Origin of the sequence: Metabacillus mangrovi, assembly GCF_009711125.1 — a bacterium.
In the GTDB taxonomy this organism is placed as follows: domain Bacteria; phylum Bacillota; class Bacilli; order Bacillales; family Bacillaceae; genus Metabacillus_B; species Metabacillus_B mangrovi.
Window position 1 is genome coordinate 83,788 of record NZ_WMIB01000013.1, and the last position, 22,749, is coordinate 106,536.

Sequence of the window (22,749 nt, forward strand, 5' to 3'; positions counted from 1 at the left end):
TCTCTTTTTATTTTAAGTGGTTTCAAGCTGACACCCCTTTTCCGTTATTCCGTTACTTTTATTTCTTTGTTCGCTTGTCTTTCGGCATCCTTTAGTGCATCTTTCAGTGAGCGTTCTCCCAAATAGGCACTGAGGAATTGGTTGTTAAAGTTATTCATGACGATCGGAAGGAAAGGTCCATCCTGCCATACTGTTGCATATTCGGCTCCATTTACGAGCGGGCCGCGCAATTCGTCCTTGTCAAAGCCAAGCTCTGCTGCAACTGATTGTCTTGTAGGAAGGGCAAATCCTTTGCTCGTCCACTTTTTCATTCCTTCCTTGCCGGTCAGGTAGGAGATCAGTTCCCATGATTCTTTTTTATGCTCCGATTCCGCGTTCATCGCATAGCCAACGGTAAAGGACATTGTTCCTTTTTTCCCATTAACTGTTGGAATTTCGGCTGTCCCGTAGTCAATATCCGGGAAGGTTTCTTCAAGATAAGGAATATTCCAGTTCCCCTCCATGACCATCGCTGCCTTCCCTCTTCCGAACATTTCACCTGCGTTGGATCCAGCCCCCACCTCAGAGGGCTGGGCAGCCGATTTGTCCTTCAGCCGCATATCAATGATCGGCTGAAGCTCCTTCACAACGCGATCATCTGCAAAAGCAGCTTTGTCACCTTTAATCACTTCTCCGCCGCCTGCTTCCGCCATATAATACATTCTTTCGATGTTTGGAAGGACGCCAAGCCCGTAGACATCATCTGTTGTCAGCTTTTTGGCTGCTTCCTGAAGCTCGTCCCATGTTTCGGGAGGTGAAGCAATTCCCGCTTCCTTAAACAGTTTCTTATTGTAAAACAGCGCGAGGGTGGAATAGTCCTTAGGAACTCCGTACAGCTCGTCTCCCTGCTTAAAAGCATCAAGCATCGGCTTCTCAAAGTCGTCAAGATCAAACTCTTCGGTCACATACTTGTTTAGCGGTTCGACGGCTCCGGTTTCAAAAAGTGCCGGCGCTTCGAATGCGTCAAGGTAAAATACATCTGCTGCTGTACCGCCGATCAGTCTCGTTTTCAGAACGTCCATATACTGATCATTGATGACGTTAAATTTCACATCAATGTGCGGGTGAGAGGCCTCAAAGTCAGCAAGGACCTCTTCAAGAAGCTTCTTCTCCACCGGATTTCCGCCCCAGCCGCTCATGACGATCTCTGTTTTTTTGGCATTCGTGCCGGCTTCCTCGCTGCTGCAGCCGGTCAATGAAGCGGAAAGAGCAAGAAGAGCTGTTATCCCAATCGCGGACAAACTTTTTTTAAACTTCACTCATGGAGCACTCCCATCTGGTCACAGGCGACTGTAAAGCCTGTTGTATTTTCGATTACACGGACTTCGGTTCTTCCATCTTCACGTAAAAGCTTTACAGAAAGCTTTCCTTCCCCGATCCGGATTCCGCTTACTTCAAGCTCATTCATTCCTACTGCCAAGGTTGGAGAAAGAGAGATTTTTTTCTGCAGGCTGTCCGGGAATAATCCGAGCATGGATTGGATGAATACGAGCGGTGTTCCTGCAGCCCAGGCCTGGGGGGAACATGCCACCGGATATTTTACTGCTTTGCCCAAAGAAGAAGAGTAGCCGCAGAACAGCTCAGGCAGCCTTTCATATTCAAAATGGTCTGCTGCTTTAATTAATCCGTTCATGACTTTTGCCGCCTGTTCGTGCTGGGCGAGCTTGCTCATTCCAAGGAGAATCATGCTGTTATCGTGCGGCCAAACGCTTCCGTCATGGTAACTCATCGGATTGTAGCCTGCTTCCTCTTCTCCCATTGTCCGGATCCCGTAGCCGGAAAACATTTTGTCTGATACGAGCATGTCAGCTACAGCATCAGCCCGGTCTTTCTCAAGCATTCCGGAGAAAAGAACATGTCCCGGATTGGAGGTAATCGTCCCTACCTGTTTTTTATGCTGATCAAGGGCAATGGCGTAAAATTGCTGATCCTCCATCCAGAATTCCTTCTCAAACCGGCTTTTCAGCTCTGCAGCTTCCCCTCTGAGCTTTCCGGCATGCCCGCCTTCGCCCAATGCATCAAAGATCGAGGCAATTCCGGTTTTCGCCTGATACACATAGCCCTGCACTTCTGAGAGAGCGATGGGGGTTTCTGCGTAATCACCATTGCGGTGAACGATGGAATCACCGGAATCCTTCCAGCCCTGATTGGCGATTCCTTTGCTCGATTCCTGGTGGTACTCGACGAACAAATCACCGTCTCTGTCTCCGTAGCTGTCTATCCAGTCCAGTGCTTTTTGGATGGAGTCCATCAGCTCTTCAGCGAGAGCGAGATCTCCGGTCCATTTTATATATTCAGTGATTAAGATCAGATAAAGCGGAGTCGCATCAATGGTACCGTAGTATGGAGTGAACGGGATCTGGTTCGTGTTGGCCAGTTCCCCAAACCGGATTTCATGCATGATTTTCCCGGGCTGTTCATCCCTCCATGGATCCACGTTTGTTCCTTGGGTGCTTGCCATCGTACGGATGGTGCCCTTCGCTACTTCAGGATTGAAAGCGAGCATCTGCAAGGCTGCGATTAAGCTGTCTCGTCCAAACGGAACCCCGAACCACGGCAGACCTGCTACCGGAAAGCTTCCATATCCGATGTCTGTCATCAATACTCGTAAATCGCCGAGACCGCGGTCTACCAGTTTTTGAAGAGCAGGCAGATCCGTTTTGACTGAAGCGGTGGTCTCTGCCCAGTGCTCATATGAGGCAGTTAGGTTTGCGAGGGCTGTTTTTGCATCAAGCACAGCGCCGCCGGACTCTTCTCCCGCCGTCCCCTGAACTTTAAAGGTGATCGATTCTTCCTGGCTGTGTGAGAGGTGGAAACGGTACGTTAGCCCGCCTTCTTCCGTAACTTCATCAGGCTTGCGGTCCCAGGAGACGTTTGTCGTACGCTTTATGTCATCTGCTCCTGCGTATTCGACTTTGAAGGCGGTTTCATCATAAACCCTGTTTATGATGCTTCCTGTCTTTCCAGTCTGAAATCCTCTGACGATGAACATGTCTTTAAAATCAGCATCAAAGGATAAGCTGATGTTAAAAGAAACGGGCTTCGGATAGTAATTTTTCAGAGTGACCGTTTCATAGAGGACATCGTCATAAATGAAACGTTCGCGCTTAATCTGAATGGATTCTCTCCATAAAATCAGTTCTCCGTCTTGTTCCATATGGGGGTTCGTAAGCAGAACCTGTGAAACCCTGTTGTCCGAACCGTCAGACGAGAGCAGGATCGGCTTTTCACCGTTTATTTTCAGCTCCCACTTGCTCAGGAATCTTGTATCCTTCGCATATAGCCCCAGTCCGTACGCATGGCCTTCCGTCAGATCTCCATTCGGTTCTGAAAGCATAAATAAGTCATTTTCTTTAATCACTAAGTAGTCCATGTGCTCCTCCTAAATTCATCCCGAAACGTTTCGGATTTTACTTAAACGTTTTGGATTTTATTGATGGAAAAACCGTTAAGAACGGTTTCTGGCTTGTGCGGTTGTCTGTCTGATTTTTAATTTGGTTTCCAGTACTATATGCTTGGGGGCACTTTCTTCCTGCAGCATTTCTGTCAGCAGCCGGGCTGCACTGAATCCAAGCATCTGGCGGTCCTGTGCAATGGTCGTCAATCCGGGACTGAAGTATTCTGCCAGCAGGATATCATCATAGCCAATAATGGACACATCCTGCGGGACCGACATTCCGAGAGTGGAGACTGCCTTAACAGCACCAAACGCCATCAAGTCACTGGCACAGAAAACAGCCGTGATCTCCGGGTACTTCTTTAAAAGCTCGAGCGCTGCCTTCTCTGCTTCCTTTTCCGTAAATTCACCGTTGACTGCCCATTCTTCCCGAAAAGGAATGCCATGTGCACCTAAACCCTGCTTAAAGCCTTTCAGCCTCTCCCTGCTGACAAAAGCATGATCATGCCCATTGATCATCGCGATATTCCGGTGACCTAGCTCGATCAGGTGATTCACTGCTTTTTCGGCTCCGAGAACGTTGTCCGTAGAGACGAAGGCCACGTTATCCGTTTCCACGGGAATATCAATCAAAACACAGGGAATATTGCTTTCCACAACCTCCTGCAAATACGGATCATCTGTCCGGATGCCCTGAAGGATCACCCCGTCCACTCTCCGTTCCCGGCAAAGCTGAGTATACGTTTTCTCCCTTTGCATCGTGGAATTTGTATTAAACAGCACGAGATCGTAATCTGTTTCCGCAGCATACTGATTAATCCCTGCGAGAACTTCAAATGTAAAATTGTCTTTTATGCTTTCCTTGCTGAATCCTGAAACAAGCAAACCGATCGTTTTGGATTTGTTCATGACAAGACCCCTGGCGAGAGTGTTCGGGCTGTAGTTAAGCTCTTTGGATAACTCGATAATTTTTTTCCGGGTCTTCTCGCTTACATCGGAATATCCATTCAGGGCTCTGGATACAGTCGTAATCGAAACTCCTGCTGCCCTTGCGATATCTTTTATTGTCGTCATTAAATCCATACCTCCAAAACGTTTCGGAAACTGTTTACAAAACCATCATACTCTTCCCCGTAAGCGATTGCAATTGTATTTTATAAAAGAATCTGCAGTCCGCCCTTTTGGTCAATGTAAGCAGGAAGCTGCTTTATCCTTTTAAAAGTCCACCCTTAAATGCAGAGGAATAATCTGTTCTTCTCAAAAAACACCCCTAAACTGCAGATCCAATGGATGCAATTCGGGGGTTGTTTCTGCATTTATCAATCTGCTGCTGCACGGATGCAGATTTCATTTCTCAACTGTTCAAGCGGTTCTATTCTGTCAAATATACCAGGACAACCTAAAGGGTTTGCCTTGTGACATTTTTAACGGATGTCAAGAACCGTTAACCGTTCTTCCGGCTGAAAAACTGAAACTTGATTTCCACCAAGCTCTTTTGCTTTATACAAAGCTTCATCTGCCTGACCGATCAACTGATGACAATCTTCTATCTTCACAGGTGTTCCTCTTGCTGTTCCAATGCTGATGGTGACCCCGGGAATCCGGCTGCCATTAGCGTTCATCCGGATGTCTGCGACCGCTCTTCGTATTTCTTCCGCCATTTCAGAGACGTATGTATCAGAGCGGTTCTTAATGACGGCAATAAACTCTTCGCCCCCATATCTTGCGGCCACTGCTCCAAATTTATCAGCGATATCCCTGATTCGTCCGGCAGTCAGTTTTAAGCACTCATCCCCTGTCAAGTGTCCGAACCTGTCATTGTACACTTTAAATGAATCAAGATCTGCCATCACAATCGATAGCCCCCTCAAATCCTCAAGCCTAATTTCAGAAAGATACGTATAAAAATAACGGCGGTTATAAAGCTCCGTGAGGGGATCCCGGTTTGAGAGATTCCTGAGCTTTTCGTTCGCTTCTTTCAAATTCTTTATCATGGACAAAAGCTTGTGTCTCTCAGCATGCTCATTGGGTTCTTTTTTATGAAGCCTGAACAGCAGTTTGCTTCGGGTAAGTGGCTCCACGATGTAATCGTCTATCCCCGCATTATAAAGCCGGTCAATTTTTTCAGGGCTTTCAGATTCCAGGAGTGTGATCATCCGGCCGTTTTCCTTCAGTACCCTTTTCTTTAACATCAATAAAGATTCCGGTTTCTCCCGATACCAAATTTTTTCAGATAAAAGAACTGCATCCACCCTTTGTGCAGATTCTGAAACAGCCTTAAGCGATGCTGCTGTCTGTATGGCAAAAGGCCAGTCCATTTCTGCTGCACCTATATCCTGGTCACCTATGTACAGGGTTTTCAATGCTACTCACCTCTTCAGCCAATTCCATTCTTTTCCTAGATTCTTTGTTCTACCCCTATTTTTCATTAACCACACACCGGGAATCTGTTTTGGTTCATTTATCATATAAAAAACATCCCGCTTGCTCCAGCCGGATGCCGTATTTGTTGCAGTAATATTGCTTCTTTTTTATTCAAAGGACTGGTATTCCCTTACAGGAATAAAAGGGATAACCAGGCTTTCCATATCGTCTCTACTAACGCATGCACAGGTGGCATCTATAAACAGACACTCCCCCTTCTCATCCTGGACAGGTTTGGCCAGCACCAGCAGATAAATGTTCCTGTTCAGATGGGGAACAGCATAATACACGGCCGTTTTCCCGCTCCAAACCCGGTTGAAGACGGCATTTAAGAATTCCACTGCTTCTTTTTTAAAATAGGAAATCTCTTCTAATGGCGTTCCGCAGTAGTCTTCAGTAAAGCCGGTCAGTTCTTTTAGCTTTGAATTCATTGAAACAATTGAAAATTTGCCGTCTCTTTTTTCAGCAAGATAATGAAGCGGATGAAAATTATTTTCATATTCGAGAATTAATTTTCCGACAAATGATACAAGATCGATATTCATTCCTGCCCCCCATTTTCCTCATTCATTCCCAGTCATTTTATGTCCAAATATTTTGGTTCATTACACCAATATAAAAATATATTTATTACACATGTATACGGCAGTTTAGAACAAAATAAACTGTTAGTATCCCGTGTATTCGGGTAAAATTCCTCCTACAAGGCAGGGGATCGTGCCGTGAAAAAAATAAAAGAATTGCGAAAAAACCATGGACATACATTGAAGGAATTGGCGGAGCTTGTGAATTATGATCCGAGCAACCTGTCTAAAATAGAAAGAGGCATCAACCAGCCCTCTTTATCCCTTCTCACTAAAATTGCAGCTGTTTACTCAAAAGATTTAAATTATTTTGTCGACCAGTATACGGATGCAGAAAAGACTCTGCTTCATGAAATGGATCTTTCCTCCCAAAATGTATTAAGTGATTTTAACTTCTATATAGACGGGAAAAAAGTGTCGGAAGAGGAATTGGAGTTTATGCTTGAACTCACACGAAACTTAAGAAACATTGTAAAAAAGAAAAAAGGGTAACAGCAATCCGCTCAGGAAAGGCTACCCTTTTTTCTTATGAACTCATGATCTGATTCTTTTTCTTAACCTGCTTCTGCCAGCCAATGGTTATAAACAGTGTAACGAGCAGCAGAATGAAGCCCAGTCCGAACGGATACAGGATTTGAACATCATAGAGAAAACCGGCCAAAGTCGGGCCAAGAATGTTCCCGATGCTCATATAGGAATTGTTCAGTCCCATCGCAAAGCCTTGTTCATTTCCTGCCATTTTTGAAATAAGGGTGTTCAGCACCGGTCTTAGAATAGAAGTCGCAAGGAAGATCAGCAGTGTAATCACAAAAAACAGTACATAATCCTTCGCGAAAAGTGAGAAAAGGAAACCTGCTGCTGCAACTCCGAGAAACACATTCAAAACCGCACCTTCTCCAAACTTCTGAACCACCCGGTCGACGATGAAAAGCTGCACAATCACACTGATGATTCCCGTCGAGGTAATCATCAAAGCAATATCCTGCGGGGAAGCCCCGAATTGGTTATCAATGAATAATCCGAGCACTGATTCGTAAGCCATTAACCCGAAGCTCATAATCAGGGTGATCACGAGCGGGATGAAATAAGGTTTTTTAACAGAAAGTGCTAGCTTTGTAAGCATGGATTCTGTATCAGGAACCATTCCCGCTCCTTCAGATTCCACTTTTGTCTCCTTAAGGAAAACGATTGAAAAAATAACTGCCGCCAGGGAAACAATCGCTGAGATTAAGAATGGCATTTTAAGGCCAAGATCAGCTAAAAATCCTCCTATACCAGGACCAATAACGATTCCTAGAGACATTGCAGCGGAAATGTAGCTATTCCCTCTTGCTCTCTGTTCAAGCGTTGTGATGTCTGCAATATAAGCAAAAATGGCTGGAATAAGAAGGGCCGCACCAACCCCTCCGATGATCCTTGACGCATACAGCCACCAGATGCTGTCCACCGCATAAAACACAAACATCGACAGAGTCAGGCCCGCCAATCCGTATACAATCATTTTTCTTCTGCCGTACTGATCAGCCCATCTCCCGGCTATTGGGGAAAAGACGAGCTGTGCTCCGGCAAAAATAGCAATCATTAAGCCTGCCGCCGCCCCTCCCTGATCAATCGACTTCAAATAAGCCGGCAGGATCGGGATAATGATTCCGAAACTTCCAATTGCAATAAACATGTTAATCATTAAAATGATGAGCTGCTTCCTCTGATTCCCACTCATGGTGAAATCCCTGCTTTCTTGAAAAAATAATAACAACCAGCCTCCATACCATTCACTGGTACATCTGCCTATCGGCAAAAAAAAAGCCGCCATCAGACTTGGACAGCAGGCCGTATGCAAGCAGTAGAGCGTAAACATCCGCCTTCACAAAGACAGCGCTCTTCTGCTGCATATATATGGACACACACCGTTCCTATCTTATAAACGAATCATGAAGATAGGATTAGCTGATCATGGCGATTTAATCACTCTTCCATAATTTCTCGTGTTCATCATATCCTATTTTGGAAACCAGCGCAATTGAGAAACCCCGCTTTTTTTCAGCAGCTTTGCTATAGCCTTTATTTCGCCTGTGTGGAGGGATTCATGCAGCACAGCATATGACGCACATTCTTCATACGTTTTAAAACCTCCGGCTGCCGGTTCCGCCAGCCCTTCTTTCCAATTTTCTACCGGAACCCGGTCAAACCGCTTAAGCTGTTCCTTTAAGTCTTCGATGAGCTTTGCCGTCTCCGGAGGATTTCCCTTCCAGTCAGAAGGCTTGGTCCCCGGTGCAAACCACTCATTATAAGACGATCCCCTGAAGGGGCTGTCCATATGAAAACGGAATATAAAATACTCCGCAGCTGTAAGGATATGTCCAAGCTGCCATTGGATAGTATTGTTCAGGTCTTCAAGCTGAACAGAGGTCTGCTCTTGCGGAATGGATTCTGCTGCCTCGATTGTCCATTTCCGCACCATTTTAAACTGTTCTGCTGCCGGATGTTTCAATCCAGTCCCTCCTCTTAGATGTATGTATGGATAGCTACTTCTCGACTATTCACTAAAATTCCTGCCTGAAATCAGATGCAGTGCCGGATAGGTAGATTTAAAATCCCCTGAGCCGGATGACATTTCAGGGGATAGATAAGATTTCAAAAATAAGTTCCTGCTAGGAGCGGATTTTGCCCCCTCTGATCAAGGTTATAAAATCATATTTATCATTCACATATTTCAGCGGCAATTCTACTCTAGCTGTTTTTTTCGGGTTAACTGCCTGGCACACTTTTAGGTCTCCTGCTACAGACACAAGACTAATCGCATCTTCTTTGCTGAAGTTCAGTTCCCGCTCGAGGAAAGCGGCCATTTTGACTACTGCCTGCTGCGCCGCATCATCCAGCTTTTCATTTGAGGAAAGGGTCATAACGTGGGTATCTGTAATGATCATTGGTGCTGGAATCCGTTTGTCTTTTACAAGATCCAGCCTGACTGTCACTTCTCCGGCAACCTCAACTCCGCAAACTGCCGCTTCACCGTCGGCCATGGCGGCATGAAGATCACCTAATGCTAAAAGCGCTCCATCCACATGAACAGGAAGCAGTAGTGTGGCACCCTCTTTTATCTCTTTACAGTCCATGTTGCCGCCATGTAAATCAGGGGTCCCGCACGATATAGCTTCGTAGGCAGGTGCCGTTCCAATAACTCCTATCATTTTATTGACCGGGACGCTAATTGAATCGCTGAGATGAACCATTCCGTTTTCAATTGGAACCATCCGAATTTTATTCTCTTCCAGCTGATCACCCAGAAGCCCCATCCCGGGACCAGTCACCATTACCCCCTGATCGGCCGTCTTAATGCTTTCAATTGTAACAGACAGCAGATCACCCGCTTTAGCCCCTTCTATATACACTGGACCGGATGCAGGGTTGATTCTGTCCCAGTTCAGAGTTCCAAAAGAATCATCACTTGACTGAATCTGATTCGTAAAGCAGTCATATGTCTCAAATACGACCCGTTCTCCTGCCTTTACCTTCAGCACGGGAGTATGATCCGGGCTCATCGCGTAAATGCTGTCCTTTTTCATGACTCGATTCATCCAATCATCCCTTTCTGACTATTTCCTACTACATTACTAAGGACTGCCAGACATTTCAAATATTTCAGTTCTTTGTTAAGAAAGTAATGTGCTTTTTCTGCCTATGTATAACTCATGTATAACTTTTATTCGTAATTGGTTCCATTCAAAATGTTTAAATAACGAACACTCGGGTATTGTAAAACATACCAAACATTAGGAGGAATTTGAAAATGGCTAACATTAATAATGTTGATGAGAAAGTTGACCAAATGGACTCCGAAAAAAAAGACCGGATTATGCAGGACTTCGACCAGTTTAAGAGTTATTTAGCGGACAAGGTGCACATGGGCGAGAAAATGGGACTGAATGAAGAGCAGCTCGCAAAAGCAGCAGAGAAAGTTTCCGATCATCTTGCCAGAAAAGAAGAGCCGCGCAACTCAGAAGAATACTTGCTGAACCAGTTATGGAACGTAGCAGACAAAGAAGAGCAGCATGCGCTGGCACACATGCTCGTAAAGCTTGTAAAATAAAATGGCCAAAATCCTTCAGATATTAGCTGAAGGATTTTTTTTATGAAAGGACATTGTGAATACAGGAGGTCGATATTTTTTTGCTAACGAGCTAAGCCGGCTCCGGCTTAGTTCATTGGGGCAGAAGGTTCACTGTCCGCTCAGATGTCAGGAGCAGTAATGAATTGTGATTTTTGAGAGAAACATTTTCCAATCCGGAAAAAAGTCGGCAGGAGGAAAATCTCAACGCTATCCCGAAGGAAAGAATAGATAAAGAAAGGAGAATGCTTATGTCTAAAGAAGTACTGATCACCGGGGCAGGTCCCGCCGGACTCGTTCTTGCTCTCCGGCTCGAAAAGCATGGAATCCCTTTTAGAATTATCGAAAAAAACAGCGGGCCAGGAACTTCGTCACGAGCCCTTGTCGTACATGCGAGAACGCTTGAATATTATCAGCAGCTTGGATTTGCAGATGAGCTGATCAACCTCGGGATTGTCATGAAGTCCGTTCATATTCTGGAGAGCGGCAGTGAAAAGGCTGAGCTCCGTCTTGCTGATCTTGGGGAGGGCTTGAGCCCCTATCCTTTTGTTTTAAGCCTGGCCCAGGATGTACATGAGCAGTTTTTAGTGAGAAAGCTCGAAGAAAAAGGAATTCAGATTGAGTGGAATACAGAACTTGTTACATTTAAAGAAGATAGGGATGGAATTGAAGCTGTTCTGAAAAAAGGAGAAAACACGGAAACCTCTACTTTCTCCTACGTGTGCGGGTGTGACGGAGCCCACAGTACGGTCCGAAAGACTTTAGGGTTTGATTTCCCGGGCGGAACATATGAGGAACTTTTTTATGTAGCAGATGTAAAAACAGAGGGACAGGAACATGAAGAAGATGGATTTTACATGTTTATCGACGAAAAGGGGTTTTGCGCATACATTCCAGTCCGAACGACCGGCATGCGGCGGATCGTCGGCATCGTCCCTCCGCAAGAGGTTCCCGCCTCCTCCATCACCTTTGACAGCATTCGTCCTTATGCAGAAGAACAGATCGGACTTTCGATCAAAGAAGTCAACTGGTTTTCCACATATAAAGTGCACCACAGGGTGAGTGAGCATTTCCGGAAGGGACGCGCTTTTATCGCTGGAGACTCGGGGCATATCCACAGCCCTGCCGGGGGACAGGGGATGAATACCGGGATCGGGGATGCTGTGAACCTTTCCTGGAAGCTCGCCGCCGCAATAAAGGGGGAAGCGCACCCGGATCTATTGGATACATACGAGAGCGAACGGATCGCATTCGCGCGCCTGCTTGTTTCAACAACTGACCGCGTTTTCAAGCTGATCACTGGAGGAGGTCTTCAGGGTAAGCTTGTGAGAAAAGGCATGTTTCAGGCTGTGCTGCCGAATTTGCTCCGTTACAGAGCTGTCCGGAGAAAAGCTTTTCACCTGCTTTCCCAGACACGGATCTCCTACCGCGGCCTCGGCCTGAATGAAGGCCGGGTTGGAAAACTGCACAGCGGGGACAGGCTTCCATGGATCCAGATTGGTGCATCGGATAACTATGAAACGCTCACCTCACTCAACTGGCAAATCCATGTATACGGTACAGCGTCCGACAGCCTCCGCACATTCGCGCTCAGCCATTCTCTGCAACTGGCAGAGTTCCAGTGGACGGATAAAGCAAAAAAAGCAGGCTTCACAAAAGATGCTGTCTACTGGATCCGTCCTGATGGGCATATTGGATTCGTTTTCAGCAAAGAGCAGGAGAAGGAGATCAGAGCAGTACTGAATACAAATTAAAAGGGAAAAGCCGGCCGGTCAAAGGTAAAGTGACTGGCCGGCTTTTTTATGAACTTCATCTGCAGGATCCTCTAAAGACAGAAAGCCTCCAACTCCCTTAATAATGACTTCTTTTCAACCTTTCACGCCTGCCTTCTGCTAGTTACTAAAATTGTAACATCCATAACTTGAGAGGGCAGGTATTAATCCAATAGAATGTGATATACTATTAACTTGTTGATGACTTATGAACTAGTAAACAATGAATACCAGTTTTAATTTACTTGATTTTTTAAGTTTATGAAGGAGGCATCCACCTATGGAAGCTATAATCTTACAAATGATCGAGGCTTTTAAAGAGTTATCCTACCTGGGCATTATGCTTTCATTAACATTTGAATTCATTCCTGCCGAACTCGTTCTTCCGCTTGCCGGATATTGGGTTTATGAGGGAGACATGAATTTATATGGAGCAATTTTTGCAGGTTCTGTAGGCGGTGTTCTGGGACCCCTTACCTTATACGCTTTGGGCCGTTATGGAGGCAGAGCCGCGATCATTAAATTCGGAAAATATTGTTTTATTAAAGAAGAGCATATTGCAAAATCAGACCAGTTCTTCGTTAAGTATGGAGGAAGTGTTGCTTTTTTGGGACGGTTTATTCCAGGAGTCCGGACTGCAGTTTCAATTCCGTGCGGAATGGCTAAGATGAATGTCTGGAAGTTTATTTTTTACACCTATATTGCGATGCTTCCTGTTACAGCAGTCTACGTTTATCTCGGATACGCTCTGGGAACGCAGTGGGAACAAGCCGGTGAAATTTTCAGCCAATATGCCAACTACCTTTTAATTCCGATTGTCCTGTTTATTGTATGGATGGTTGTTAAAAGAAGAAAGATGAACTTACAGCAGTAACGCTGTACCAATAAAAAAAAAGACTGCCCTCAGGACTTATAACTGCTGTCCTTGAAGCCAGTCTTTTTTTATAGGAAATGGGGTCCGTAAATCAGAAGCAGAATGCCGGCAGCATAACAATAGAAGGCAAAGTACTTTAGGTTCCCTCTCGCCATAATCCCCATGAACCATTTCATCGCTGCGTACGTCATAATCAAAGCCGCAAAAAACGCGGCGAGATAAGGAACGGCTAAGCCTTCGAGTCCCGGTCCCCTCGTGTATTCGAAAAACCCCAGGATCATCCCCCCAAGACTAACCGGAATATACAGCAAAAATGAAAAACGTAATGCGGTATCCTGCTTCATGCCGACGGCGATACTAGCGATAACAGTTGATCCTGAACGGCTGATCCCTGGTACAAGTGCCACAGCCTGAGCGAGTCCGACGATTGAAGCATCTTTAAAGGATAAGTCCCCGTCTCTTTTTCTCCCCTGAAAATTTCGAATCAGCCAAAGTGCAGTTCCGGTAATTAATAAAGTAACCGCGATCGTATGGATGGAAGTGAAATAATCCGCAATGAGATCGCTGAACAGCAACCCCAAGACAGCTGCAGGAACAGTCCCAGCAGCAACATAAACCACAAACATGAAATCAGATTTGTATTCGCTGTTTCTTGTCCGGATAAATTTCACTGCATGGACGACTAACCGTTTCAGGTCCTCCCGGTAAATAAAACAGATTGCAATCAGAGACGCTGTATTGGTGAGGATTTCAAATTGCAGTCCTTTTTGTTCGATTCCCAGTAATCTCTGTCCTATGATTACATGGCCGCTGGATGAAACCGGGATTGGCTCAGTGAACCCCTGGACTAAACCTAAAATCAGGTATTTTAGAACAACTTGCCATTCATAAATTTCCATAAGAAATTACCTGCCTCCAAAAAAATATGTAAAAATAAACAGGGAATGTCTTTTCACGGACATTCCCTTCTGATTTGAAAAGCGGTTGGAACAAAACCTGATCCGAATGAACAGAGTGCTTACGCTGCCAAACTATGTTGTCGCAAGCATCCCTTTTCCATCTAATTCGTCTCTTATCTCTCCAACAATTTCTGACAAGATATCTTCCATAGTGACAAGACCGGTGACAGCACCCTGTTGGTCAGTCGCTACAGCCATATGAATATGGGTTTGCTGCATTTTCAGAAAAACGTCTTTAATGGAGACAGATTGCTTGAAACGGGGAATCTCATGAGTGAAGTGCTCGATTCCACCCTTTCTTCCAGCCGCAATGCTTGTCAGCATTTCTTTTGTATTGATAAATCCAATGAAATCTTTCTCTTTATCATTTACGTCGCGTACCGGATAACGAGTAAACTCATACTGATCGATCACATCAATCATTTCCTGCAGCGATTGCTGCTTTTCAAGCTGAACGATGTCTGACTTCGGAATCATAATATCCTTCAGCTGTCTTTCATCAAAGGCGAAGATATTTTTTAAATAATCAAGCTCTGTCTGATTGATTTCTCCGCCTTCAAAGCTTTGCGCAACAATGAGCTTCAGCTCTTCCCCGGAATGGGCCGTATCATGTCCAGCCGGTTTAACCCCGAACAGTTTCAGAAGCTGTCTGGCAGAACCATTCAACACACGAATTACCGGGCTCATAATGAATCCAAACCAATAAAGCGGGGGAGCAAGCAAAAGCGTCACTTTTTCTGAATATTGGATGGCCAAAGTTTTTGGTGCAAGCTCTCCTAATACTACATGGAGCAAGGAAACAACAGACAATGCGATACCATAGGAAAGCACTGTGGCGACTGCTGCCGGGATATTAAATTCGTTGAACACCGGTTCAAGTATTTTCTGCACGGTTGGTTCACCAAGTGCACCAAGGACTAGAGCAGTTATCGTAATTCCGAGCTGGCAGGCTGAGAGATAGTAATCCAGCTCCTTTGCTACTTTCTTCGCAAGCTTAGCTTTTTTGTTTCCTTCTGAAATCAGCTGATCGATTCTTGACATTCTCACCTTCAAAATCGCGAATTCTGCACCAACAAAAAATGCTGTCAGTAAAATAAACAATGCGATCATCACTAAGTTAAATATAATTATTCCGTCCAATTATTTCCCTCTTCTTTGAGGGATTCACCTCCGGGTTGTTTAAATGAAAGAGATTGAATCTTCTTTAGATGTTTCCTGTTTTTCATATTGAATAAATACAACCTGTTTGATTTGGAAGCTGTCTACTAGATCGACCCTCCAAAGATGGCGCCCATGCTCAATTTCATCTCCTGACTGTGCAGCACCGGATTGTATATGCTGAATCCAGCCCCCGATCGTATCAAGATCTTCACTGTCTTCAAATTTCAATCCAAACTTGTCTTCCAGTTCGGAAAGAAGGACGCGCCCGTTAATTAAATACTGATTATCACTAGTCTTTTGTATATCCGGGACCTCATCTGAATCAAATTCATCCCGTATTTCGCCGACAATCTCTTCCAAAACATCTTCAAGCGTTATAACACCTGATGTTCCTCCATACTCATCCATGACAACAGTCATATGAACCTGAGCCTTTTGCATTTTGAGAAAGATTTCCTGAATGCTTGTTGACTCAAGCACATGCGGCATTGTCAGAATAAAATCATCCAGTTTGCTTTTTCTGCCGGCAACAATATGGTTCAGCATTTTTTTCGCATTAACGATTCCGATAATTCGATCCTTATCCCCGTTCTCGACGACTGGATAGCGGGTAAAATTATGCTCATCGAAAATTTCAATCATTTCTTGGTAGTCCATTTCTTTGTCAATTACAACCAGTTCCGTTCTTGGCACCATGATATCCTTAGCTACCCGCTCATCAAATGAGAAAACATTCTCCATGTACTTGAGCTCAGTCTGGTCGATCTCTCCGCCTTTAAAGCTTTGAGCCATAATAATTTTTAATTCCTCTTCCGAATAAGCCTGTTCATGTGCTGCTGCAGGAACACCAAACATACGGAGGAAAACGCGGGAAGTTCCGTTTAAGGTTTGAATCAGTGGATACATGATTTTACCGAACCAATATAAAGGACCTGCTAGAAGCAGTGTAGTTTTTTCAGAAAACTCAATAGCAAGGGTTTTTGGAGCCATTTCTCCGATTACAACGTGCAGGTACGTGACCACTGAAAGAGAAATAGCATAGGAAATGATAGACGCTGCCCCATCGGAAACATTTATCCACTCAAAAACCGGCCCCATTAATTCTTTCACAAAAGGCTTACTGAAAGCTCCGAGCCCCAGCGCGGTTACCGTAATACCCAACTGGCAGGCTGATAAATAGTAATCCAGATCGTCTACAACCTTTTTAGCTATGGAAGCCGTTTTGTTCCCTTCTGCAATTAATTGGTCGATCCTGGATGACCGGATCTTAACCACAGCAAATTCTGAAGCTACAAAGAATGCTGTTAAGGCAAGCAGCGCTGCCAGCAATAACACGTTAGAAAGTACATATATGCCCAATTATTCCCCTCCGAAAGAGGGATTCACCTCCAAAATTTGTGTAAGCTTTTCCGTTTGAAACAAAACGTCCATCGAGAGAAAACAGGATTTGACACTCAAAGCAATACGTTACGCTCTAAGCAGCGTGCCGGCTATGACACACAAAACTATTAGATTTTGTACACCTCTCAATATTCATTTTGTTCTTGTTAATCAAAACCATAACGTTATGGTTACGGATGATTATACAGAAAAACCGGCTGTCCTGGCTACTAATACGTCTGGATTGTAATAAATGTTTCACATTTGTGAGATGGGCTTCAATAAAAGATGATGTAAGTTTCCCCTATAAGACACAAAAAAACTCAAAGCTAATCTGAATAAAAACAGAATAACTTTGAGTGTTGGGTGTCTTATGTATATGAAGCCGTTACGTTTACATTATGGTGGGACGTACTGGGATTGAACCAGTGACCCCTTGCCTGTCAAGCAAGTGCTCTCCCGCTGAGCTAACGCCCCATATTGCTGACTTTCTCTATTATATTTTTCTAAACCGCTTCTGTCAATCACTAATTCATATAAATGTTATTCTTTCTGCATTTTGCTAATATAAGAGTATCAGCTGTAAGGAGGAACGTATTTATGACAGTTAAAATTCAAGTGTATTCTGATTTTGTATGCCCATTCTGCTTTATTGGAGAAGAGCCGCTCAGGCAGGCTGCAGATGGAAGAGATGTTGAAATAGAGTTTATGCCTTTTGAGCTTCGTCCTTATCCAATGGAAGGGATGTCTCCGAAGAGCGACTACATTCAGCAGGCCTATAAGCAGTCTGTCCAGCCGCTCGCCAAGCGTTTTGGAGTCGATATGGAGCTGCCGATGGATTTGGATCCGGTTCCCTCTACTCATCTTGCCCATCAGGGATACCAGTTTGCCCGCGAAGAAGGCGAAGGCAGAGCTTATGTGGATGCCGTATTCAAAGCGTATTGGCAGGAAGGGCAAAACATTGGGGATATGAATGTCCTGACCGGCATTGCTCGGGAGCTCGGCCTGAATGAGGCTGCTTTTCAGGATGCGATTACAGGCGGTACATACGTTCAGGATCATAAAGAAGCACTCGGCCGGGCACGGGCTGAAGAAATTCAGGCAGTTCCCACTTTTATCATCGGCAATCAGAGGCTGCAGGGCCTTCACTCTAAAGAAGCGATTGAACTGGCAATTGACGAGCAGTCTAACGCCGGAATAAAACCGGGAGAAAGCTGCGGCCCTGAAGGCTGCTGACTTTATTTTCCTAAAAGGAGTGGCACAATGGCTAAACTAGAGGCATACACCGATGCCATTTATGATGTAATTGAATTCGACGGAGATCTAAAAAGCAGCCGTTCGTTTATTATAGAAAAGGCTGCGAAGCTTGGAATCCGGCATGATTTGGTTGAATACCAAAATCATTATGAAAGCAGCTATAATGAGTTTGAAGCCTGGCTGTCTGATTTGCTGCAGCAAAAAAAGCCGCCTGCGGATCTCGAGGCGCTCTGCTTCTCCCTTTATGAAACAGCAGAAACAGTAACGATGTTTATTGCCGGAGCTGAAGAATGGGACGAGGAAGGCGACTGGGCGCTGGCGAAAGATTATGCCCCGCTATCCATTGAACCGTATTTTCCGGTATTTAAAGAAATCTATCCGCTGCTGGAGGAAAATCTGCCGGCCGGGCTGTTCCTGGGCACCTCTACCATTATCGCTTTTGCCAAGGAATTTGCCGCACATCATCAGGACCTTTTCCCCGAAGGAGTCATTCTTGGTGCCGGCTACGATGGCGGAGATGTATTTGATTTTATGGAAGTATGAAGACGGACTGTGTGGTCCGTCTTTTTTTTTATCTTGCCATAGGCCCGCAGATGGGATAAAGTGGTTAAAATGAGAAAAAGGGGTGTCCCGATGAATCGTAAAGCGGCGCTGTTGTTAAGTTCGATCGGGATTTCAAATCTCGGAGACTGGATTTATTTTATTCCTTTAAATTTTATGGTCTATCATATGACCGGGTCTGCTGCTGCAGTGGCTGCTCTTTATGTGATCCGGCCCCTCGCCGCTCTTCTAACCTCCTTTTGGGCAGGCAGTATAGTGGACCGCTTTTCACAGCGGAACCTGATGATCGGACTTGATCTCGCACGGGCCTCCCTTGTCCTGATCATGCTCCTCTCCCCTCCTGTTCCAGTACTCTACTTCCTTGTGTTTATCATCTGCATGGCGGATGCCATCTATGATCCAGCTGCTTCAGCCTTTATGGTGAAGCTGATCCCCCAGGAGCAGCGGAAGGTATTCAACTCCTATAAAAGCCTCGCTTGGTCAGGCGCCTTCATTTTGGGGCCCGCACTTGCCGGGCTGCTCTACATATCCGGACTTCCTTACCTGGCCTTTACTGTGAACGCGGGATCATTCCTAATCTCGGCGCTGATGCTGTTGATGCTGCCGAACCTCCTCGGCAATACAGATGGGAAAAATCTATCACTAGCTGTTTTAAAAGAAGATTGGCAGATTGTTCTCCGGTTTATGAGAAAAGCAAAATACGTCATGGTGATCTACCTCCTTTTTAATGGTGTAATGGTTATGGCTGCAGCACTCGATTCTCAGGAAGCCGTTTTTTCATTAAACGTACTTCAGCTTTCTGAGAGCACGTACGGCTTACTTGTCAGCATATCCGGTGCAGGCTTATTAGCCGGGTCCATCGTTAACCGTCTCGCTGTAAACCGTTTATCTGCTTCGCTTTTAATTGGAGTGGGCGGAGTTATGATTGCCTCTGGATATCTCATTTACTCTGTCTCTCTATCCTTCGCTGGCGCGGCAGCCGGTTTCTTCATTCTCGCTTTTTTCATGGCTTTCGCGAATACAGGAGTCTGGACCTTCTACCAGGACCACGTACCCGTTGATATCATGGGACGTGTCGGAAGCGCACTTGGCATGGTCATTTCGATCGTCCAAATGGCAATGGTCACCGCAATCGGTTTTGCCGGCGATCTTCTCCCAATCCGGCCTGTTATTATTTCAGGGGCCGGAGCGATGGTCTTTTTGGCGCTCCTGCTGTTTGCCGCAGCAATGAAGCCTTCTGCCGAATACAAACAGGCGATGGGAAGACTTGATCAGGAGGTGATCAAATGACTTTCGTGATTCTGGCCATCCTGATTGTTTATCTATTTGATTTCACAAAGTTCAGGCAGCAGAACCGGACGATGATCGAGCAGAACGAGCGGATGATTGCGCTGCTGGAGGAAATTAAGAAGGGTCAGGAAGGGAATAAGTGATATGATGGCGGCAGGGCAAGCTAAACAGTTTTACTAAGGAAACCACGGACCGCTTGCCTGCTCACTTCCCTATGCGGACACGGCGGCGGTTACTGAATCATTTTGACCACTTTCACCAGTTTCACGGACTCAGGGGACGCTATTTTGCTCCTTTTCGGCTCTATGACAAGGTATAGCGGAACCTCCGTCCGCTGAGCCGGCCAAACCGTGCTTTTTTAGAAACATAGCGGGCCGGGTGTCCGCAGTTTTCAAAGCGGACGCTGCTATTTGAGCGAAACGAGCACCCTGATATGCCGGGATCGCTTCATCCCATGCCAGTTTGTATGATTTACTGGTAAAACTCATGCCTTTTCCTGTCAATCGGAGACTCAGACAGATTAATTGCTGATATTATGTGATTTATTGCTGACTTTCATAGGATAATTGCTGACCTTTTTACAACAATTGCTGACTTTTTTTAATAATTGCTGACTAAATCCAATTAATTGCTGACTTCGGTTTTTCGTAACCCTACACCACTACTCGGTGGGGGTTACTAATGGCACTCCCACCTATTCCTGCCCCCATCGCGTGCAGATCACCGTCCGTTACCTGCTGCTCCCTCCAGAAAAACTGCCTGATCCAAGGTTCACTTCAGCAATCCAGACAAAAACCCAGGGACCCCCGGCCCCTGGGTTTCTCGGCATTATTTGACAAGCGTCCGCTCCCCGCCTCTTTTCACAAAATCCAATCCGTGCGCTTCAAGCATTTCATCGAGGATCTGTTTCGCCTTCGTATCAGATGGAACGAGCGGGTTGATGGACATGGCGAGCAGCGCGGTATGGTAGTCCTTTGTTACGGCTGCTTCGGATGCGATGCGTTCGAATGATTTGATTTGCTGAACGAGGCCCCGGACCGGTACAGGAAGATCGCCGATGGCGATTGGTTTCGGGCCGTCTTTTGTGATGACACAATTGATTTCGATGGCGCTGTCGTCCGGGATGCTTGCGATTGCTCCTCTATTCATCGTATTAACCGGCTGAATGTCCTGAAGGTCGTTGTACATAGAGTCGATCAGACTGCAGGCGGCATCACTGTAAAAGGCACCTCCGCGTTTTTCAAGCTGTGGAGGCTTCACTGCAAGCTCAGGGTCTTCGTACAATTTGAACAGCTCTCCTTCCAGCTGCTGGACCACCTCCGCTCTTGTGCCGCTTTCGGCTGCAGCCTGCTTCTCCTCCTCAAACATTTTCTCTGTTTGGTAGTAATAGCGGTGATAGGGACAAGGCAGCAGGCGAAGGGCCTGAATAAAATCAGGTTCCCACCCTAAGTCAGCGATGTTTTTCATCGTCATTCCTTTATCAGGATGAGCCAGTTTGCCGATTACTTCATCGAGGACCGGCTTTCCATCGAGGTAGACATTTAGTCCGTACACCATGTGGTTAAGACCGGCAAAATCAATGCTGATTCTTTCGGGTTTCACGTCAAGCAGCTCGGCCACACCCATTTTCATTCCAATCGGCACGTTGCACAGGCCAACAATCTTTCTCCAGTTGCTGTGCCTGAATACAGCTTCCGTTACCATGCCTGCCGGATTTGTAAAATTGATCAGCCACGCTTCCGGGCAGAGTTCTTCCATATCACGGATGATGTCCAAGATGATCGGGATGGTCCGCAGGCCCTTGAACAAACCGCCGGGACCGTTCGTTTCTTGGCCGATCACTCCATATTTCAATGGAATGCGCTCATCTTTCGCCCTTGCATCGAGCAGACCCGCTCTGAATTGTGTCGTGACAAAATCTGCGTCCTTTAATGCCTCCCTTCGGTCAAGGGTGAGGCAGATTTCCATCGGAATGCCGGCTTTTTCAACCATTCTTCTTGCCAGCTGGCCAACGGTCTCCAGTTTTTTCTCTCCCTTAGGAATATCCACAAGCCACAGCTCCCGAACCGGAAGTGAATCATACCGCTTGATAAATCCTTCCACAAGCTCGGGGGTATAACTCGACCCCCCACCTACCGTAACAATTTTAATTCCCTCTTTCATGCCATCTCCTCCATTGTCAGTGATGTGTAAGTCTTTACTATCACTCTCTTTTCAGCAAGCATCTCTCCAAACTCTTCTGAGAGGAGAATCTCCGTTTCTCTTACTCTTTCAAGAGTATAGGAGCTGCTTTTCAGCAAAAATGCATCCGCATATCCCGGGTGGCACATTACCTCCAGCCATTCTTCGTTTTCATTTTTTTCTAAAATTTCCGTTAAGGACTTCAGGCTCAACTTTCCATAGAATTCCTGATTCAGGCGGCACTTTACATAAGAAGACTGCCCCGGCAGCTCGTTGTTCAGCGGATCTCGGATTGGAGCACCGACTGTGTCCGCCATCTCTTTCAGCACTTCCCATACGAGCGGATGGCGGTGTACATGATGGTGGGAATCAAAATGGCTTGGTTTTAAGCCTTCTTTTAAAAAGGCAACAAGCTGTGCCTGCAGCTCCTCCCGTATGTCTTGAACTTCCAGTTTCTTTCCCCAAAATTCTGCCTGGGAGAAAAATCTTCCGTCCGGCCCTCTCAAACTGGCTGCCTCTGTGAACGGTATGCCGGCAGTCAGGACGAAATGGACGCCAATCGCTTTCAGCTTATGAGTCTTTGCCAGCTTTACAGCATGGTCAGTACCCGGCATATTCATCATCATGGTGGCAGAGGATATCCTCCCGTTGTCCAAGCAGTCGGTAATCGCATAATTGACTCCGGGGCAAAGGCCAAAATCATCAGCGTTCAAGATCAATTTAAGCGGAGTCATAGTAGCACCCTCTTTTTTCTAAAAATTT

General features: G+C 45.7%; 21 protein-coding genes and 1 tRNA gene. 8 read left to right on the forward strand and 14 right to left on the reverse strand.

Annotation, left to right across the window (positions count from 1 at the left end):
- Nucleotides 1-44: 44 nt before the first annotated feature.
- The 5 genes from GKZ89_RS13220 to GKZ89_RS13240 all read right to left on the reverse strand — a co-directional run bounded on the left by GKZ89_RS13220 (nt 45) and on the right by GKZ89_RS13240 (nt 6,405).
- Nucleotides 45-1,298: an extracellular solute-binding protein gene (locus tag GKZ89_RS13220; RefSeq protein WP_162356844.1), complete on the reverse strand. Its 1,254-nt coding sequence runs from the start codon at nt 1,296-1,298 to the stop codon at nt 45-47.
- Entirely contained in the window at nt 1,295-3,412 is a 2,118-nt protein-coding gene (locus GKZ89_RS13225; protein ID WP_155112873.1) for an amylo-alpha-1,6-glucosidase, read from the reverse strand. The genes GKZ89_RS13220 and GKZ89_RS13225 overlap by 4 nt, the downstream gene beginning before the upstream one ends.
- Before the next feature lie 75 nt (nt 3,413-3,487).
- Nucleotides 3,488-4,510: a LacI family DNA-binding transcriptional regulator gene (locus GKZ89_RS13230; RefSeq protein ID WP_155112874.1), complete on the reverse strand. Its 1,023-nt coding sequence runs from the start codon at nt 4,508-4,510 to the stop codon at nt 3,488-3,490.
- A 350-nt stretch (nt 4,511-4,860) separates the two neighbouring features.
- The gene (locus GKZ89_RS13235; protein WP_155112875.1) at nt 4,861-5,799 is read right to left on the reverse strand and encodes a GGDEF domain-containing protein; all 939 of its coding nucleotides are present in this window, start codon (nt 5,797-5,799) and stop codon (nt 4,861-4,863) included.
- A gap of 168 nt (nt 5,800-5,967) precedes the next feature.
- Entirely contained in the window at nt 5,968-6,405 is a 438-nt protein-coding gene (locus GKZ89_RS13240) for a hypothetical protein (RefSeq protein WP_155112876.1), read from the reverse strand.
- 177 nt (nt 6,406-6,582) lie between these two features.
- Here GKZ89_RS13240 and GKZ89_RS13245 point away from each other — a divergent pair, with 177 nt between their 5' ends.
- On the forward strand, nt 6,583-6,936 hold the full coding sequence (locus GKZ89_RS13245) for a helix-turn-helix domain-containing protein (RefSeq protein ID WP_155112877.1): 354 nt from the start codon (nt 6,583-6,585) through the stop codon (nt 6,934-6,936).
- A 34-nt stretch (nt 6,937-6,970) separates the two neighbouring features.
- On the opposite strand, the gene GKZ89_RS13250 is transcribed toward GKZ89_RS13245, so the two are convergent.
- The 3 genes from GKZ89_RS13250 to GKZ89_RS13260 all read right to left on the reverse strand — a co-directional run bounded on the left by GKZ89_RS13250 (nt 6,971) and on the right by GKZ89_RS13260 (nt 10,022).
- The gene (locus tag GKZ89_RS13250; protein ID WP_155112878.1) at nt 6,971-8,164 is read right to left on the reverse strand and encodes an MFS transporter; all 1,194 of its coding nucleotides are present in this window, start codon (nt 8,162-8,164) and stop codon (nt 6,971-6,973) included.
- 279 nt (nt 8,165-8,443) lie between these two features.
- Complete coding sequence (locus tag GKZ89_RS13255; protein WP_155112879.1) at nt 8,444-8,935, reverse strand: DinB family protein; 492 nt, start codon at nt 8,933-8,935, stop codon at nt 8,444-8,446.
- A gap of 160 nt (nt 8,936-9,095) precedes the next feature.
- Complete coding sequence (locus GKZ89_RS13260) at nt 9,096-10,022, reverse strand: acetamidase/formamidase family protein (protein WP_155112880.1); 927 nt, start codon at nt 10,020-10,022, stop codon at nt 9,096-9,098.
- 212 nt (nt 10,023-10,234) lie between these two features.
- On the opposite strand from GKZ89_RS13260, the gene GKZ89_RS13265 reads away from it, so the two are divergent.
- The 3 genes from GKZ89_RS13265 to GKZ89_RS13275 all read left to right on the forward strand — a co-directional run bounded on the left by GKZ89_RS13265 (nt 10,235) and on the right by GKZ89_RS13275 (nt 13,198).
- Nucleotides 10,235-10,534 carry a DUF3243 domain-containing protein gene (locus tag GKZ89_RS13265; protein WP_155112881.1) on the forward strand — a complete coding sequence of 100 codons (300 nt, stop codon included), beginning with the start codon at nt 10,235-10,237 and terminating at the stop codon, nt 10,532-10,534.
- Nucleotides 10,535-10,803: 269 nt separating this feature from the next.
- Nucleotides 10,804-12,306 (forward strand): FAD-dependent monooxygenase, encoded by a 1,503-nt coding sequence (locus GKZ89_RS13270; protein WP_155112882.1) that lies wholly within the window; start codon nt 10,804-10,806, stop codon nt 12,304-12,306.
- A 298-nt stretch (nt 12,307-12,604) separates the two neighbouring features.
- Entirely contained in the window at nt 12,605-13,198 is a 594-nt protein-coding gene (locus GKZ89_RS13275) for a DedA family protein (RefSeq protein WP_155112883.1), read from the forward strand.
- 68 nt (nt 13,199-13,266) lie between these two features.
- Here GKZ89_RS13275 and GKZ89_RS13280 read toward each other — a convergent pair whose 3' ends face one another.
- The 4 genes from GKZ89_RS13280 to GKZ89_RS13295 all read right to left on the reverse strand — a co-directional run bounded on the left by GKZ89_RS13280 (nt 13,267) and on the right by GKZ89_RS13295 (nt 17,175).
- Nucleotides 13,267-14,097 (reverse strand): undecaprenyl-diphosphate phosphatase, encoded by an 831-nt coding sequence (locus tag GKZ89_RS13280; protein WP_155112884.1) that lies wholly within the window; start codon nt 14,095-14,097, stop codon nt 13,267-13,269.
- A 132-nt stretch (nt 14,098-14,229) separates the two neighbouring features.
- Nucleotides 14,230-15,297 carry a hemolysin family protein gene (locus GKZ89_RS13285; RefSeq protein WP_155112885.1) on the reverse strand — a complete coding sequence of 356 codons (1,068 nt, stop codon included), beginning with the start codon at nt 15,295-15,297 and terminating at the stop codon, nt 14,230-14,232.
- Nucleotides 15,298-15,336: 39 nt separating this feature from the next.
- A complete protein-coding gene (locus GKZ89_RS13290; protein ID WP_155112886.1) occupies nt 15,337-16,677 on the reverse strand; it encodes a hemolysin family protein in 1,341 nt (446 codons plus the stop codon).
- Nucleotides 16,678-17,100: 423 nt separating this feature from the next.
- Nucleotides 17,101-17,175: transfer RNA gene (locus GKZ89_RS13295), tRNA-Val, on the reverse strand.
- Nucleotides 17,176-17,298: 123 nt separating this feature from the next.
- Here GKZ89_RS13295 and GKZ89_RS13300 point away from each other — a divergent pair.
- From GKZ89_RS13300 to GKZ89_RS21010, 4 genes are all read left to right on the forward strand, one after another.
- Nucleotides 17,299-17,934, forward strand: coding sequence for a DsbA family oxidoreductase (locus tag GKZ89_RS13300; RefSeq protein ID WP_155112887.1), 636 nt, complete (start codon nt 17,299-17,301; stop codon nt 17,932-17,934).
- Between the two features lie 27 nt (nt 17,935-17,961).
- Nucleotides 17,962-18,498 (forward strand): hypothetical protein, encoded by a 537-nt coding sequence (locus GKZ89_RS13305; protein WP_155112888.1) that lies wholly within the window; start codon nt 17,962-17,964, stop codon nt 18,496-18,498.
- Nucleotides 18,499-18,588: 90 nt separating this feature from the next.
- A complete protein-coding gene (locus tag GKZ89_RS13310; protein ID WP_162356846.1) occupies nt 18,589-19,806 on the forward strand; it encodes an MFS transporter in 1,218 nt (405 codons plus the stop codon).
- Complete coding sequence (locus tag GKZ89_RS21010) at nt 19,803-19,949, forward strand: hypothetical protein (protein ID WP_164502885.1); 147 nt, start codon at nt 19,803-19,805, stop codon at nt 19,947-19,949. The genes GKZ89_RS13310 and GKZ89_RS21010 overlap by 4 nt, the downstream gene beginning before the upstream one ends.
- Before the next feature lie 685 nt (nt 19,950-20,634).
- Here GKZ89_RS21010 and GKZ89_RS13315 read toward each other — a convergent pair.
- Together GKZ89_RS13315 and chbG are read right to left on the reverse strand one after the other, a co-directional pair.
- Nucleotides 20,635-21,969 carry a 6-phospho-beta-glucosidase gene (locus GKZ89_RS13315; RefSeq protein ID WP_155112890.1) on the reverse strand — a complete coding sequence of 445 codons (1,335 nt, stop codon included), beginning with the start codon at nt 21,967-21,969 and terminating at the stop codon, nt 20,635-20,637.
- Nucleotides 21,966-22,721 (reverse strand): chitin disaccharide deacetylase, encoded by a 756-nt coding sequence (chbG, locus tag GKZ89_RS13320; RefSeq protein WP_155112891.1) that lies wholly within the window; start codon nt 22,719-22,721, stop codon nt 21,966-21,968. The genes GKZ89_RS13315 and chbG overlap by 4 nt, the downstream gene beginning before the upstream one ends.
- Nucleotides 22,722-22,749: the final 28 nt, after the last annotated feature.

Excerpts from the sequence above, each read along its gene's own strand:
- GKZ89_RS13300 (WP_155112887.1), top strand. The coding sequence starts at position 17,299 with ATGACAGTTAAAATTCAAGTGTATTCTGATTTTGTATGCCCATTCTGC.
- GKZ89_RS13265 (WP_155112881.1), top strand. The coding sequence starts at position 10,235 with ATGGCTAACATTAATAATGTTGATGAGAAAGTTGACCAAATGGACTCC.
- GKZ89_RS13240 (WP_155112876.1), bottom strand. The coding sequence starts at position 6,405 with ATGAATATCGATCTTGTATCATTTGTCGGAAAATTAATTCTCGAATAT.
- GKZ89_RS13315 (WP_155112890.1), bottom strand. The coding sequence starts at position 21,969 with ATGAAAGAGGGAATTAAAATTGTTACGGTAGGTGGGGGGTCGAGTTAT.
- GKZ89_RS13250 (WP_155112878.1), bottom strand. The coding sequence starts at position 8,164 with ATGAGTGGGAATCAGAGGAAGCAGCTCATCATTTTAATGATTAACATG.
- GKZ89_RS21010 (WP_164502885.1), top strand. The coding sequence starts at position 19,803 with ATGACTTTCGTGATTCTGGCCATCCTGATTGTTTATCTATTTGATTTC.
- GKZ89_RS13270 (WP_155112882.1), top strand. The coding sequence starts at position 10,804 with ATGTCTAAAGAAGTACTGATCACCGGGGCAGGTCCCGCCGGACTCGTT.
- chbG (WP_155112891.1), bottom strand. The coding sequence starts at position 22,721 with ATGACTCCGCTTAAATTGATCTTGAACGCTGATGATTTTGGCCTTTGC.
- GKZ89_RS13230 (WP_155112874.1), bottom strand. The coding sequence starts at position 4,510 with ATGACGACAATAAAAGATATCGCAAGGGCAGCAGGAGTTTCGATTACG.
- GKZ89_RS13275 (WP_155112883.1), top strand. The coding sequence starts at position 12,605 with ATGGAAGCTATAATCTTACAAATGATCGAGGCTTTTAAAGAGTTATCC.
- GKZ89_RS13260 (WP_155112880.1), bottom strand. The coding sequence starts at position 10,022 with ATGAATCGAGTCATGAAAAAGGACAGCATTTACGCGATGAGCCCGGAT.
- GKZ89_RS13310 (WP_162356846.1), top strand. The coding sequence starts at position 18,589 with ATGAATCGTAAAGCGGCGCTGTTGTTAAGTTCGATCGGGATTTCAAAT.
- GKZ89_RS13280 (WP_155112884.1), bottom strand. The coding sequence starts at position 14,097 with ATGGAAATTTATGAATGGCAAGTTGTTCTAAAATACCTGATTTTAGGT.
- GKZ89_RS13225 (WP_155112873.1), bottom strand. The coding sequence starts at position 3,412 with ATGGACTACTTAGTGATTAAAGAAAATGACTTATTTATGCTTTCAGAA.
- GKZ89_RS13305 (WP_155112888.1), top strand. The coding sequence starts at position 17,962 with ATGGCTAAACTAGAGGCATACACCGATGCCATTTATGATGTAATTGAA.